Raw genomic sequence first — 14,645 nt, forward strand, 5'->3', positions numbered from 1 at the left:
GGCCGATCCACCCCCCCCCCCCCCCCGCTTCACCCACCCACCCCCGGCCCGGCCCCCCCCCCAGCCCGTCCGGCGCTTGAGGACAAGCGGGGGTCCGGGGGCGGCAGCCCCCAGGGATGGGAACGGGTAGGGGCGGCGGGGGCGAAAGACCGGCGTGTCGACGTGTCCGACGTCGTCGCCTGTCTCGCCTCTGAACTCACCCACTTCCAGCCGGAGTCAGTCCCCGGCCCCCTCCTCCAACCCCCAGCTGTGGATCCGCCTCGGATGCACACGGATCACCTCCTCGCTGAAGTGCGGGCCCAACTCGTGTGGGCCCGTGAGGAGTTCGGCCTCGCCGCGGATGTCCACGCCCCGTACCTTCCACGGGCGGACGCTCACCACGTCGTCCACGACCAGCGCGACCTTCGGGTTCCGCTCCAGGTTGCGCCACTTCTTCGTACGGCCCATCGCCAGGCCGCCGATCAGGATCGTGCCGTCGTCCTGCGGGAAGTAGCCGACGGGGTTCGCCTGCGGCTGGCCGTTCGGGTCCACGGTGGCCAGGCGGCCCAGCCGCTGGGTCCGTAGGTAGGCGCGCTCGGCCGCGCTGAATTCGGTCATGGCGGCAGCCAAACACGGCCGCCCGGGCGGGCGCAGCGGAAACGCGGGTGTACGTGCGAACGTAAGTGCGTGCCGCCATGGGTGTGACATGGGCGTTGGCGCGAGTGATCGTTCGGGGAACCATGCGCCCATGACCCGCGCGATCATGGTTCGGCACATCCTCGCGGCCCTGGTGACCGCCCTGGCCATCGTCCCGCCCGCGGCGACGGCCGACGACGGGCCCACCGTTCTCCTGCCCCAGGCCCCGCTCCCCGCTCCCGTCCCCGCCGCCGAGCAGACCCCCGTACGGCGGCTCTGGACCGGCACCTGGGAGGCCGCCGCCTCCGGCACCGTCGCGGCCAGACCCGGCGCCTCCATCCGCAACGTCCTGCACCTCAGCGTCGGCGGCAACGGACTGCGCGTCCGCCTCACCAACCGCCTCGGCACCCAGCCGCTGCGCCTCGGCGCCGTCACCGTCGCGCTCCAGGAGTCCGGCGAGCCCAAGAGCCCCGACGCCGAACCCGGTTCGATGCGCAGAGCCACCTTCGCGGGCGCCCGCACGGTGACCATCCCGGCGGGCCAGGACCGGGTCACCGACGCCGTCGACCTCGTCGTGCCGTACGGCGCCAATCTGCTCGTCACCGTCCACACCCCGGACAACTCCGGTCCCGCGACCTACCACCGCACCGCCAAGCAGACCAACTTCATCGCCCCGAGCGGCGATTGGGCCGACGTGGAGGACGGCGACGCCTACACCAGGACCACCACCTCCTGGTACTACGTCACCGGCGTGGACGTCCTCGACGCACCCGCCGCCGGCAGCGTGGTCGCGCTCGGCGACTCCCTCACCGACGGCGGCGGCACCACCTCCGACACCAACCGCCGCTGGCCCGACCGCCTCGCCGACCGGATGGCCGCCCTGCCCCCGAACCGCCGCCTCGGCGTCCTCAACGCGGGCATCTCCGGCAACCGGCTCCTCCTCGACGGCGTCGGCCCGCGCGCCCTGACCCGCTTCGACGCCGACGTCCTCTCCCGGACCGGGGTCCGTGCGGTGATCGTCTTCGAGGGCATCAACGACATCAACGGCACCCCGGCCGAGACCGACCCCGGCGCCTTCGAGAAGGCCTACCGGACCCTCGTGACCCGTGCCCACGCCCGCGGTATCCGGGTCATCGGCGCCACCATCACCCCGTACGGTGGCCACGGTCAGTGGCGGGAGGCCCGCGAGTCCGTACGCCGGAGCGTGAACACCTTCATCCGCACCAGCGGCCTCTTCGACGCGGTCGTCGACTTCGACGCCGCCGTCCGCGACCCGCGGTTCCCGCACCGCATGCGCGCCGCCTACGACCCCGGCGACCACCTCCACTTCAACGACGCCGGCATGCGAGCCATGGCCGACGCGATCAACCTGGCGGATCTCAGGCGCCTTTGAGCGGTCGGTCCAGTGCGAGGTCTCAGGCGATCGGCGGTAGCGGCAGGCCCCAGCGCGGGGCCTCCGTGTTCGCGCGGACCGGGGCGATCGTCAGGTCCGGGCGGTCGCCCCGAGCCGTGACGATCGCCGACTCACCCTTCCGCAGGGTGAGTCGGATCGTCCCCTCGCCGAGGTCCGTGTGGTGCCGAGTACGACCTTGCTCGTCCCGGACCTCGATCCGGCCCGCTATCCCGTGCCGTACGACGCAGGGTGCGCCCGCCTCGCTCACCAGTCTCACCCAGCGGGTGACACCGTCCTCGCGGACCGCGCTCAGCAGGAACGCCCCCTGCGTACGGAAGTTGTGCACCGTGAGGTCCGACCACGCGGCCGGCAGCGCCGGGAAGACGCGGATGGTTCCGCCCCAGGACTGGCAGACCATGTCGTGCAGGGACTGCGCGGCCGACAGCGGGGTCTCGATGACCGGGCCCGACTCCTTGTACATGGTGTTGGGCTGGATGAAACGGGACATCAGCTCACCCAGGTAGGCGAGCGCGTCCTCGCCCTTGCCGAGCAGCGCCGACATCGAGGCCGCGCCCGTGAAGGTGTAGCCCTGCAGAGCGCCCTCGAAGCCCACCCAGTGCGCCAACGACCGCTCGATCAGGGCCCGTTCGTCCGGGGTGCGGCCGGTCAGCTCGTAGAGGGGGTAGACCGCGAGCAGGTGCGAGTAGTGGCGGTGGGACTTCGCGAAGGGAATGTCCGCGCCGATCATGAAGCCGTTCGCGTCGGTCGGATACGCCGCCCGCCTGGCCAGCACCTCGCGCCAGCGCGGCGCCAACCTGTCCTTGACGCCCAGCAGTTCGACCGTTTCGAGGAGGGTGCGGCAGCCCCAGGTGAGCAGCATCAGGTCGTAGTTGCAGTCGCGGGAGTTGCCGCCGTACTCCGGGGAGAAGGTGGCCGGCAGGTGCAGTCTGCCGTCCGGGCCCGGCTCCAGGAAGTGCAGGTAGTAGTTGATCGCCTTGCGCAGGAGCGGGTACAGGACGTCCCGGAGGACGCGTTCGTCCATGGTGTGGCGGTAGCTGAGCCAGACGTTGTGCAGGGCCCAGGTCAGGTTCCCCACCTCGGGGGTCGGCGGGTCCTGGCCAGGGACGCCGACGCCGTAGCCCATCAGGGGGCTCACCGCGCCGTTGACGAGCTGGGGGTCGGTGGTGCGCGGGATGCCGAGCGAGTCGGCGCGGTACGGCTGGGCCGTCTCCTGCGCCAGGTTGTCCCGGAACTCGCTCAACGCCCTTGTCACGGCGTCGAGTTCGAGGTGATTGGAGCCGTGGATCAGCCAGTACTCCAGCTGCACGTTGAGGTTCCACCAGGTGTTGGGCCACGGGGTGGGCTCCAGCCAGGGACCGCAGGTCGCCATCACGGGCGCGTCCCGGCGGGCGGCGGACGCCGTCTTGTAGAGCTGGATCCAGTAGAAGCGCTGGAGCCGGGCGTCCGGGACGGACAGGAAACTCTTGCGGTAGTAGGCGTGCCACCAGGTCCGGTGCGTCGACGCCAGTGCGGAGTACGGGAGTCGGGACGCCGAGCGGATCTCCTTGAGCGCCCGCCCCAGTGCCGTACGCCTCGGATACGAGTGCGCCACATGGACGTACAGCGTTCTGGTCGCACCCCGGCCCCGGCGCTCCCGCCAGGCCGTCACATGCTCACCGCCCGCCAGCAGCGGCTGTACGGCGGCCCGGATGCCGAACTGTCTGTCGTGTTCCGCGACTTGGGCGGGCTCGTTGGCCCGGTAGCCGTCCGGCAGCGGCTTGAAGCCGGCGCGCGGGCTGATCGCGTCGGCCGGATGGAACACCCAGCGGAAGCCGCGCTCGCCCGGGCTCGGGGTGACCTCGACGGCGAGCACCGAGCGGTCGCTGTGCACCAGTGCGCGCAGGGTGAGGGTGCCCCGGTCGGTGGTGAGGGTGCCGGTGAGTTCGGCCTCGCCCAGCCCGAGCCGCCAGTCGATTCCGGTGATCGCGCCCACCGGCTCCAGCGTGAAGTGCCCGATGGGCAGCCGCGCGAGCCCGAAGAGGGACCCGAACTCGGGCCTGCGGTCCTGCACTTCGGAGTGCTGGACATTGAAACGGACGGCCCTGGTGGGCGCGTCGGGGTCCGCGTAGACGCCGGAGCCGAGGAAGCCGTTGCCGAGGTACGGGCCCTCGTACCAGGTGGTCGGCATCCGCTGCCAGACGAGGTCGGCGTCGTCGAGGACCGTACGCCAGGGGTCGGCGGGCCGGGGTGCGGAGGACTGGAGGTCGTGGGCCTGTGCCTGGGCGGGCAGGCCTCCGGCGAGGAGGCCGCCGCCCACGGCGGATCCGGTGGCGAGGACGGTACGTCTGGACGGGCTGGGCACACTGCCTCCCGGCGGCTCGGGTTACCTGCTCATTCATCGGAGCTATCCCGGAACGCAACGTAGAGAAGGCGCGAGATTCCGTCAATGAGTTGGGAGAGATCCGATGTGTCGGTCCGGTGTGTCAGCCCCAGAGCGTGGCGCCCAGCCACGCGCCCGCGATCAGCAGGCAGGTGAACAGCTCGACGAGGACGCTGGTGCCGCCCGCCCGCATCACCGTCCGTACCGCCGCCACCGCCTCACGGTGCCGGCCCAGGCGCAGCCGCTCGTAGAGATAGACACCGCCCACGAAACCCGGGATCGCGCCCACCACGGGCAGCAGGCAGAAGCCGAGCAGGGAGCCCGTGCCGACGTACACCGCCATTCGGGGGGTGGCGCCGCTCGCGCGCAGTCGGCGCGGGGGCAGCTGCCAGCGCACCACCTGGGACAGGAACAGGACGACGGTCGCCCCCACGAGCACCCACCAGGAGACCGCCCGCGGATCCTTCAGCGCCCACCACAGGACCGCGGCCCATACGAGCCACGACCCCGGCACCCCGGGCAACAGAACTCCGCACAGCCCGAACAGCATGACCAGGCCGATCAGCAGGAGATCCCACGCTCCCATCTGCCAAGAGTGACTGAACGCGAGGGAAACCGCAGGTCAGTGAAAGGTCACTCAGGGCTGGAGGCGGCGCGTCCCGCCATGCGGCCTCCACAGCGGAACGCAAGGAAGACCGGTCACACTCGGGTCGGAGCAGACCGGTTCAGGTCACTCACCCCGGCGTCGCCGGGCGGTTCTCCCGTGGGGGGTGGGGCTGCCCGGCGACTTGTTTCGTACGGTTGTTCGCCACATCGTCCGAATGCCGTCCGAATCTCGTCCGACACGCCGTCGAACACGCCGTTCACGACAGAACGCCCCGCCGGATTTTCCTGATGCCCCGTTTTCATCCGGCCCGCGCGGTGGACAATTGGGGGCATGAGCCAGCAGGGGGAGAGGTCCACCGGTCACGAGGACGACTGGTGGGGGCAGTTGTACGACGACTCCACCGAGGACACCGGGCCCACGGCCGCGGGCGACTCCCTGGACGACCGGTTCGCCTCGGCGGCCGGTACGGTCGACGCGTCGCCGACCGACGCGATTCCGGTACGGGACGGGGGTGCCGAGGACGACGGCTACGACCCCTCCGGCAGCGACAGCGGCAGCGGCAGGGACAGCTACGGCTCCGCCGGTACGGCCGACGCCCTGCCGCCCTTGCCGTCGCGGCCAGTGCCGCCCGCGGTGCCGGTCCCGCCGCCCCCGGCCGCGCTTCCGCCGCAGCGCGGTGGCGTCCCCTACGGGGCGTGGGACGGACCGTCGGGCAGCGCGCCCGGGCGGCCCCGCGCCCCCTGGGAGCCGCCGCCCGCCATGCCCGCGGGCCCCGCGAGCTTCCCGCCGGGCCCCAAGCCCGCGGGCTTCCGGGACCGTACGCAGCCGCCGCACTCCGTCTGGGCCACGCCGACGACCGATGCCCCCGGTGACCCTGTTGACCCTGTACGCGATTCCGGGCCCGGCGAGCCCCCGGCCGACTCCTCGGTCCTCCGGACGCCGATCCGCCGTACGCCCACCCGCCGGGACATCCCCGCCCTCCCGTCCGAGGCGCCGAAGCCCCTGGACCGGCCGGGGGCGCGGCAGGCGGGCGCCGACTCCTCGGAACCCGGCTCCGCCACCCCCTCCGCCCTCTCCACGCCCTCCGCCATCACCGTCTACGGCCCTCCCACCGCCGTCGACCACGTCGGCTCGGGTCCCCCCACCTACGCCTCCGAGCCCACCGCCCTCCCGCCCGCCGACCCCGACGACCTGGGCGACCTCGTCGCGGACACCGTGCTCGACGGGGCGCACTACGGCTCCAGCACGCTCCGGGCCGTCTCCCTGCGCGGGGACTCCGCGCGCTTCCGGGGCGAGCCGCGCCGCGACTCCCTCCTCACCGCCCGCTTCGGGACGGGCGACTCCGCGCTCGTCCTCATCGCCATGGCCACCGGCGCCCGTGCCACACCCGGCGCGCACCGGGCCGCCGCCGAGGCGTGCCAGTGGATCGGGCGCGCGGTGGGGCGCAGCCATGTGCGGCTCGCCGAGGACATCCGGGCCGCCCGGCGCGGCGACCTCAAGTCGGGACTGCACCGGCTCACCGACCGCAGCCTCGGCAAGCTCCGGGCGAGCGCCGCCGAGCAGGGCATCGAGCCCGAGGAGTACACCGCGGGCCTGCGCTGTCTGCTGCTCCCCGCCGACCCCGACTGCCGTACGCGCGTCTTCTTCGGCGTCGGCGCGGGCGGACTGTTCCGGCTCCGGGACGGCGAATGGCAGGACATCGAACCCCGGATCACCGAGATCCCGGCCGGTGAGCCCGTCGTCGGCTTCGGCTCTACGCCCCACGAGACCCCGGACGGCGACCGGCTCACCATGGACCTCGGGATCACGACCCCGCCGAGTCCGTACGAGCCCGCCCCTGAACCGCCCCGCGAACCCTTCCGGTTCCGCGCCTCCGTCGCCCGCCCGGGGGACACGCTCCTGCTCTGCACCGGCGGTCTCGCCGAGCCGCTCCGCGGGGAGCCCGAGCTGTGCGAGTACCTCACGGGACGCTGGTCGGGCGGTACCCCGCCCGGCCTCGCCGCGTTCCTCGCGGACACGCAGGTACGGGTCAAGGGGTACGCGGACGACCGTACGGCCGCCGCCGTCTGGGACAGCTGAGAGACAGACGGGAAGGGAACAGGGCCCGGCCGCAAGGGAGTTGCTCAGTCCGTCCGCGCGACCCACTCGCGCGTCAGGTACTCGTAGTGAGGCAGGCCCTCGATGCCGCTGGTCCGGAAGGGGCGTCCGGCGTCGTCGACGCGGACGGTGCCGGTGCGGCCCTCGGATGACCAGTCCAGCTCCAGGTACCAGCGGCAGTCGCACGCCTTCGTCCGGGCGGTGACCAGCAGCACCTCCGGGTTCCGGGCGGAGACGCGGTAGGGGAAGCGCACCGCCGGGATCGGGGTCCCCGTGTCGTTCCCGGCCAGCGGGCGGGCGACGGGCCGGTCCTTGTCGAGGTCCACGGCGAAGGACCGGGGCGTGATCGCGCCGCCGCAGCCCAGGTCCATGGCGTACACGGCACCCTCGGCCGGAGCCGCCCGCCCGGCCACCCGGACCCGCAGCGCCTCCAGGACCACGGGTGTCGAGGACCGCCCCTGCACCGAGATCTCCACGTTGGTGTCACCTCCGTGCACCGCGCGCTGGGTCGCCGCCCAGGGTCCCGCGTCCTGCTCGACCGGCGGCGGGGGCACCTGCTCCGGCGACTTGGCGATGAGGTAGTCGTGGTCGCAACCCAGCTGCCACGCCTGGGAGTTCGCGGTCCAGGTGATCGGCGCGGGGGAGGATTCGGTGGGCGCAGGCGAGGCGTCGGCGGCCGGGGAGCGGCCGTCGGACAGGGCCGACAGACTGCCGAGGGTCCCCAGCGCGGCGAGCAGCGTACCCACCACGGCCGCGGCGACCGTCATCCGCCGGCCCCGGTACCAGGGCCGGGCGGAGGGAGCGGGAGGGCGAGGGCGAAGGTCCGGGGCGGCGGCTTCGACGGGCGCGTCCCGCACGTCAGCCGCAGGCACGTCGGACGTGTGCGACTCGGACACCTGCGATTCGGACGCTCGCGACTCGGGTGTACGTGACTCCGCCGGCGCATCCGGCCCGGCGGGCGCCCCCGACTCGGCCGCCGTACGCGTCCGCTGTCGTGCCGCGACCGCCAGGATCCACCGGCGGTGCAGTTCGACGCGCTCCTCCGGTGACGCCCCGCAGAGCGCGGCGAACCGTTCCACCGGGGCGAAGTCCAGCGGGACGGCGTCGCCGGAGCAGTAGCGGTGCAGGGTGGAGGTGTTCATGTCCAGGCGGCGGGCCAGTGCGCCGTAACTGCGGTCCGTACGTCCCTTCAGTCGCGTCAGCAGCGCCGCGAACTCGGCCACGTCGTCGTGCGTCGACACGCTCTTCCCCCCGTTTCTCGTGCTCCGCCGGGTCCTGGACGGCATCCCAGGCACTCCATATATCTGCACGTCAGAAGGGATGGGATGGTTCCACGGTCGTGGATCACGTGTCGTCGCTTGCGGATGCCCCGAGCGGCGGCGGATGCTCTGGGTGTCGCGGCGACCGCCGCCGGACCGACCACCCGGCGCGGCGCCCGCCGACATCACCCACTCTTCACCAGACACGGGGGACACCCATGCCCAGGAACGACATCCGCACCGCCACGGCCACCGCCGCCAGGGCCCGCACGCTCACCGCGCTGTCCGTGCTCACCGCCCTCACCGCCGGAGCCCTCGCCTTCACCGCCCCGGCCGACGCCGCCGCCGCGAAGGCGGCCACCCCGCCGGCCCCCGTCTTCCTCTCGGCCGCCGAACTGCCGCCGTACGCCGCCTCCCCCTGGACGGCGGACCGGGTCAAGGACGGGGTGCCGGACGAGCTGCTGTCCTGCATCGGCGGGACGATGCCGGGCTACGACTCCCGCTACCGCGCCTTCCGCACCGAGCTGGACACCAGCGCCCGCCAGCTGACGATCGTCGTCGGCACCGAGGCCAAGGCCAAGGCGCTCGCCACCCGGCTCGACAAGGACTTCCGCTCCTGCGCGACACGCATCGAGCAGTCCGACCCGGAGACCGAGGCAGAGTTCAGGGACTACGGCTCGCTCGCGGTCGAGGAGGGCGCACACGTGTACGGGCTCCACACCAGGACCTCGTACGGCGCGAACGACGTCCGTCTCCAGTCGGTGGGCCGCGACGGCCGCACCGTGACGGTGGTGGACTGGAGCCGGCTCGGCGACTTCAGGGGTGTCCCGGTGGCGGCCTTCAAGAAGACGACGACCACGGCGGTCAAGAAGCTCTACTGACCTACGGCCGGATCGGCAGCCCGCACTGGACGGCCGGGCCGAACCACCGCCGCCACGCGCCCGTCCTCCGGCTGGACGGGCGCGTGAACTGCCGCAGCGTCCGCTCCAGAAGTCCCTCCCGCAGCGCCCGACGGGGGCGCCCGACGTCCTGATCCGGCCAGGAACGGTCCAACCATCCCCGTACATCCGGTCGTTGATGATTCGACATGACTGCCGTGTTCAGGTCGCGGGCATGGATCCCGTGAACGCGTTCGGTCAGGAGGGGACAGCACACCGGCGTCGGGCGGGGGTCATGGAGAGGCAGGCACGAGGAGGCGGTCCCGTAACCATAGGGGCCTTCTCGCCGAAAGCGGAGGAAAAGGCCGGCAAAGGCGGCGACAACGACAGGAACCACGACATCGGCGGCGGCGAGAGCCACGGCGACGGCGGGTACCGGGGGGAGGCGTCTCAGTTGAGACGCAGGCTGGGCTGTTCGGATCTGCGGGAGGTACCGGAGGCCCGCAGAGCCATGCGCGAGTTGCTGCGGCACTGGGGAGAGCCAGGCAGCTCGGAGACGACGGAGATGTCCGAGATAGCGGAGCTGCTGACCAGCGAACTGGTCACCAACGCGCTCGTCCACACCGACCGCGACGCGGTGCTGACCGCCACCGTCTCGCCGCGCGGACTGCGCGTGGAGGTACGGGACTTCGTGGGCCGCAGGCCGAGGCCGCGGGTACCGGACGCCGACGAGGGTACGCACGGTAGAGGTCTGGTGCTGGTGGAGTCCCTCGCCGACGCGTGGGGAGTCCGGGCACACGGCGTGGGCAAGGCGGTGTGGTTCGAACTGAACGGGGGCGCGGCCTGAACAGGCCGCGCCCCCGTGTCGGTCGCGCTCACATCGAGCCGTACGGCTCAACGGCCGTGCTGGTTCGTCCGGATGTACCGAGGTACGGACGGATCATCCGTACTGCTTCTCCAGGTCCCGGAGCTTGCGCTCCAGGGAGTCGAGGCGGGGCAGGGCCATCGTGTCGTCCTCCGCCGTGAGGTCGACAGTGATCGAGTCACTGCTGCCCCGCACGGGCTGGAGGGAGGGACGAGCGCGCAGGGGCAGCTGCTCCGCGGTGGATATGGCAGGCTCCGAGGTGACCTGGGCGGGCGCCCGCTCCACCTCGACCTGCTGGTGGCCACCGCCGCCGCCACCGCCGCCGAACGGGCCGCGGTGACCCCGGCTGATCGCCTTGAGGTGCGCGCGCTCGGCCCGCTCCTGCTCCCGGCGACGCAGTCGCGCCTGCTCCTTCTGACGCCGGTCCTCGCGCACCTCGTCGACGGCCTCGTCCAGGCTGCGCACACCCTCAAGGAGCATCAGCGACCAGGCCTTGTACGTCTCACGCGGCGCACGCGCCCAGCGGACCATACGGATCTGCGGCAGCGGACGCGGCACCAGACCCTGCTCGCGCAGGGCGGCCCGGCGGGTCTGCTTCAGCGCGCGGTCGAAGAGCACCGCGGCGGACAGGGACATGCCGGCGAAGAACTGCGGGGCACCCGCGTTGTCGAGACCCCTGGGCGCGTGCACCCAGTTGAACCAGGCCGCGGCAGCCGCGAACATCCATACGAGTATCCGGGAACCGAGGGCCGCGTCACCGTGGCTGGCCTCACGCACGGCGAGCACGGAGCAGAACATCGCCGCGCCGTCCAGACCGAACGGGACGAGGTACTGCCAGCCGTCGGTGAGGTTCAGGTTCTGCTCGCCGAAGCCGACGAGACCGTGGAAGGAGAGCGCGGCGGCGACCGCGGCGCAGCAGAAGAGGAGTACGTAGGAAGCTGTGGCGAATATGGCTTCCTTGCGCCTGCGGCGTTCTTCCGTGCGCTCCCACGAGTCGTCCTGGCCGGCCTTCGCCCCGGAGGAGCGCTTGCCGCGCGCGAGCACCGCAACCGCCGCCAGCACGCCCAGGAGCAGTACGGCGCCCGGAAGCAGCCAGTTAAGCGATATGTCGGTCAGTCTCATCTGGGGTCCCTTGCATTGGGATAGGGCGTAACGCCCGCCATAGTGGCCCAATCCCCTCAGCCCTCAGGGGGTTTCGGGGCAAGAGGCCGCCTAAGGAGGTGCAAGGGGATGCTCAGGGCGACATTCTGCTCGAACTGCCGCTTGAGGGGCGGGAGTTGAGTTCGAATAAGACTACCCGTACGGGTGGTTCCACGGAAAGTTCCTGCGACAAGTGAGGAACTTGTGAAGTGGCTGTAACCGTAGGGAGACCCAGTCGAACGCGATCTTGTCGAACGTGATCTTACGGCGGGGATCCTACGGCACGTCATACGGGCCCGTGCGAGAGGGGGGTACTACCGAGAGTTCGCTGAGTGTTCCTCAACTCGCGGCGGCGGCCGAGAGCTTGGCGATGCGTTCGCTCTCGCAGCTGCGCGGGCAGTTGGCGCACAGTTCGTCCGGGCGGATCGTGTAGAAGAAGCAGCAGCTGGCGCGGTCCCTGATGGCCAGCGGCGAGCCGTCCGTCCCGGTCACCTCGCGGAAGCCCGCCGAGCCGACGAACGGCCGGGTCGAGCCCGGCAGCAGCAGCTCCAGCTCGCGCCGGGCGCGGTCCTCCTCGCCGAGGACCTGGCCCACGTAGTGCAGGCCCTCCACGACGTCGTCGGTCACCACGCCCCACAGGGCCCGGCCGCGCCGCCGCATCCGGGGCCCGAAACCGCCGAGCACCGGCTCCAGGTGCTCGGTGAGCGCCGCCCGCACCTCCGTGCGCAGCGCCTCCTCGTCGTCGACGACCCGGGCGCCGGGCAGTCCGGCAGCCGGATCGCCGGGCAGGCAGGCGAACGCGCCGGGGCGGACCCGGAAGCGCCCGTCGACGCGGTGGTAGGAGACGTTCTCGACGGGCAGCCGGGGCACCCTGCGGTGCAGGAACCAGGGCACGGTGATCAGCAGGCAGGCCGTCCACGCGTACCGGTGCAGCCCGAAACCGGCGACCGCGTCCGGGCGGCCCGGCGTCCCGTAGTCCCGCAGCACCTGCTCGTGGTCCCAGGCGAGGAAGGCGTCGAGGTCCTCGTCACCGGCCGCGAGCCCGGCGGCCCTGACCCAGCCCTCGCCGCGCGGATGGTCCTGCCCGGGGCCCAGTTCGACGACGGTCGCATGCGAGTAGGCCTCGGCGAGCCGGTCGTAGGAGTCCGCGACGGCGGACCGGGCCTGGGCGGGAGCGGACATGCAGGGACCACCGCATCTCGATGGACGGCTTCGAAAGCCGAAGACGGAAACGAAGACGAGGACGAAGATCAAAGGTAAGGCTTACCTTACCCATCATGCCCGTGATGTGATCCGGATTTAACACCGGATCTGGCCCGGAACCGAACCCGGACTCGAATCGGGATTTGAACTGACGGAATGTGCGCCTATGGTGCTTGACGGGCGAGTAACAACCCGCCGTAATGACCCCATGTGCCGTCAAGGTGCCATCTAGCCCGGAGGAGGCCCCCGTGCAGCACGCCGTCCCACAGGGCGCGCACGGCTCGCCCGAGACCAGGGTCCCGGCCGCGCGCCCGGCTGCCGTACGGGTTCCGCCGCAGGCCACGGCCGCGGACGTGGACCGCGGGTGGGGCTCGGGGGCGGGCGGCCCGACGGTCCGCCCGGACGCCGGCGCCCGTACTCCGCCCGTCGCGGCCCGGGGCGAGCACACGCACAGCGAGGCGCCGATCCCCCTCCCGCGCGCCGAGCGGACCCGTCCCGTCGTCCAGCGCTCCTCCGTGCGCGGCCAGATCCTGGACGCGCTGCGCACGGCGCTCGTCGGCGGCGAGCTGGCACCCGGCGAGGTCTACTCGGCCCCCGCGCTCGGCGACCGCTTCGGCGTCTCCGCGACGCCCGTCCGCGAGGCCATGCAGCAGCTCGCGCTGGAGGGCGCCGTCGAGGTCGTCCCGAACCGAGGCTTCCGCGTCGTGGAACGCGGCGCCCGCGAACTGGCCGAGCTGGCCGAGATCCGTGCCCTGATCGAACTCCCGGTGATGCTCCGCCTGGCCCGCACGGTCCCGACGGAACGCTGGACGGAACTCCGCCCCCTGGCCGAGGCGACCTCCCGGGCGGCCTCCACCGGCTGCCGGGCCACCTACGCCGAAACCGACCGGGCCTTCCACCGGGCGGTCCTGTCCCTGTCGGGCAACACCCAACTGGTCCAGATCGCGGAGGACCTCCACCGCAGGGCCCAGTGGCCCCTGGTGGGAGCGAAGTCACCCCTGGGGCGAGCGCCCCTCATGGCGGACGCGGCAGACCACGCCACCTTGCTGGACGCCTTGACGGCAGGAGACGTGGCCATGGTCCAGTCGCTGGTACGGAACCACGTGGCAGGCGCCCACTGAAGCGCCCCCAAGGGGCGCGAGGAACGGCGCGACCAGCCACATCGAACCGGCAGCCGCCGACGAACCGAAACCACCCCACCCGCTGGGCGCGGACAGGGACTACGCGGACGCGGCCGGCGGAGCCAACTGCCGCGCCAACCACGTAGGCACCCCACCCAGCAACCGGAACAACCGCCCGGCCTCCGCCCGCAACCGAGAAGCCTCCGGCTCGGACTCCGCATCGGCAAGTGAGGCCAAGGCGGGCGCAGTTCCCACCAGGTACCCCAACTCCTCCCGAATCCGCAGAGATTCACCGAACCCGTGCCGCGCCTCGGCCAACTCCCCGTCCCGCAGGGCGAGTCCGGCAAGGTGCCGCCAGGTGAACGACAGCAGCAGGGGATCGGCATGAGCGGTGGCCCCCGCGTGGGCCCGCCGGTACGCCGCCCGAGCCGCCTGCGGCGCACCCGCGAGGTTCTCCGCCAGCAACCCCCGCCGGAAGTCCAGCACGGCCCGCCCCGAAGCCCCCGGAGGGATCAGCGCAGCCGCCCGCCCCAGCGCGGCCCGCGCCTCGTCGGCCCGGTCCCGTACGCCGAGCAGCGTCGAGGCGTACGCCAGCTGCCCGCGCTCACAGGCCGCCGCGCCCCGCTCGTCGTCGCTCTGGGCCAGCGCCTCCGCCGTACGGAGCGCGTCCTCGGCCTCTCCCCAACCCTGCTCGGTGTAGAGGCACCGCTCCACGAGCAGCGCGGCCCGCTGGAGCGAGGCGTCGGCCGTGGTGGGGTCGAGCAGTGCCGCCGCGTCGGCCCAGCAGGCGCGTGAGCGCAGCCGCCATACCGCGGTCTGGAGGGGATCGTCACCAGAGGTCGTTCCGTAACCAGACATGGCGGTATACGCCACGTTGCCCTCCCCGAGCACGCCATCGAGCTTCTTGAGTGGTGGCGGCATCTCAACACGAATCGCGGTGCCCGGCCAAGGGGGTAGGTGAAGGATTTCACAAAGTCGGGGAAGATCGGGTGCCCGTGTTGCCACGCAGCCACGCCCACCCGGCGCACGCGGGAACCGCACGCCCCGTACTGATTGCCGCGCGAAGCGGTTCTGCCCGCCCGGACGG

The 14,645-nt window shown here is 72.3% G+C and carries 12 protein-coding genes; 5 read left to right on the forward strand and 7 right to left on the reverse strand.

The genetic code is table 11. The features are described from left to right. Positions 1-216 precede the first annotated feature (216 nt). Positions 217-597: a PPOX class F420-dependent oxidoreductase gene (locus tag CW359_RS12350; RefSeq protein WP_105969943.1), complete on the reverse strand. Its 381-nt coding sequence runs from the start codon at positions 595-597 to the stop codon at positions 217-219. A gap of 130 nt (positions 598-727) precedes the next feature. Between CW359_RS12350 and CW359_RS12355 the strand changes: the two genes are divergently transcribed. Beyond that, a complete protein-coding gene (locus CW359_RS12355; protein ID WP_105969944.1) occupies positions 728-2,008 on the forward strand; it encodes an SGNH/GDSL hydrolase family protein in 1,281 nt (426 codons plus the stop codon). A gap of 22 nt (positions 2,009-2,030) precedes the next feature. Here the strand turns inward: CW359_RS12355 and CW359_RS12360 are convergent, their stop codons facing one another. Together CW359_RS12360 and CW359_RS12365 are read right to left on the reverse strand one after the other, a co-directional pair. Then, positions 2,031-4,370, reverse strand: a complete 2,340-nt coding sequence (locus CW359_RS12360) for a glycosyl hydrolase family 95 catalytic domain-containing protein (protein WP_105969945.1) — start codon at positions 4,368-4,370, stop codon at positions 2,031-2,033. Positions 4,371-4,491: 121 nt separating this feature from the next. Continuing rightward, positions 4,492-4,974, reverse strand: coding sequence for a DUF456 domain-containing protein (locus CW359_RS12365; protein ID WP_105969946.1), 483 nt, complete (start codon positions 4,972-4,974; stop codon positions 4,492-4,494). 351 nt (positions 4,975-5,325) lie between these two features. Here CW359_RS12365 and CW359_RS12370 point away from each other — a divergent pair, with 351 nt between their 5' ends. Further along, on the forward strand, positions 5,326-7,074 hold the full coding sequence (locus tag CW359_RS12370; protein ID WP_105969947.1) for a protein phosphatase 2C domain-containing protein: 1,749 nt from the start codon (positions 5,326-5,328) through the stop codon (positions 7,072-7,074). 44 nt (positions 7,075-7,118) lie between these two features. Here CW359_RS12370 and CW359_RS12375 read toward each other — a convergent pair whose 3' ends face one another. Next, entirely contained in the window at positions 7,119-8,333 is a 1,215-nt protein-coding gene (locus CW359_RS12375; RefSeq protein ID WP_232838361.1) for a helix-turn-helix domain-containing protein, read from the reverse strand. A gap of 236 nt (positions 8,334-8,569) precedes the next feature. Between CW359_RS12375 and CW359_RS45205 the strand changes: the two genes are divergently transcribed. Continuing rightward, positions 8,570-9,232 (forward strand): hypothetical protein, encoded by a 663-nt coding sequence (locus CW359_RS45205; protein WP_157968527.1) that lies wholly within the window; start codon positions 8,570-8,572, stop codon positions 9,230-9,232. 292 nt (positions 9,233-9,524) lie between these two features. Next, complete coding sequence (locus CW359_RS12385) at positions 9,525-10,076, forward strand: ATP-binding protein (RefSeq protein WP_105969949.1); 552 nt, start codon at positions 9,525-9,527, stop codon at positions 10,074-10,076. Positions 10,077-10,169: 93 nt separating this feature from the next. Here the strand turns inward: CW359_RS12385 and CW359_RS12390 are convergent, their stop codons facing one another. After that, positions 10,170-11,216, reverse strand: coding sequence for a DUF2637 domain-containing protein (locus CW359_RS12390; protein WP_105969950.1), 1,047 nt, complete (start codon positions 11,214-11,216; stop codon positions 10,170-10,172). A 357-nt stretch (positions 11,217-11,573) separates the two neighbouring features. After that, positions 11,574-12,416 carry a (2Fe-2S)-binding protein gene (locus tag CW359_RS12395; protein WP_105969951.1) on the reverse strand — a complete coding sequence of 281 codons (843 nt, stop codon included), beginning with the start codon at positions 12,414-12,416 and terminating at the stop codon, positions 11,574-11,576. Positions 12,417-12,685: 269 nt separating this feature from the next. Between CW359_RS12395 and CW359_RS12400 the strand changes: the two genes are divergently transcribed. Then, positions 12,686-13,558, forward strand: a complete 873-nt coding sequence (locus CW359_RS12400) for a GntR family transcriptional regulator (protein ID WP_232838362.1) — start codon at positions 12,686-12,688, stop codon at positions 13,556-13,558. A 99-nt stretch (positions 13,559-13,657) separates the two neighbouring features. Here CW359_RS12400 and CW359_RS12405 read toward each other — a convergent pair whose 3' ends face one another. Continuing rightward, the gene (locus CW359_RS12405; protein ID WP_105970175.1) at positions 13,658-14,431 is read right to left on the reverse strand and encodes a hypothetical protein; all 774 of its coding nucleotides are present in this window, start codon (positions 14,429-14,431) and stop codon (positions 13,658-13,660) included. Positions 14,432-14,645 lie beyond the last annotated feature (214 nt).

Origin of the sequence: Streptomyces geranii, assembly GCF_002954775.1 — a bacterium.
GTDB lineage: Bacteria > Actinomycetota > Actinomycetes > Streptomycetales > Streptomycetaceae > Streptomyces > Streptomyces geranii.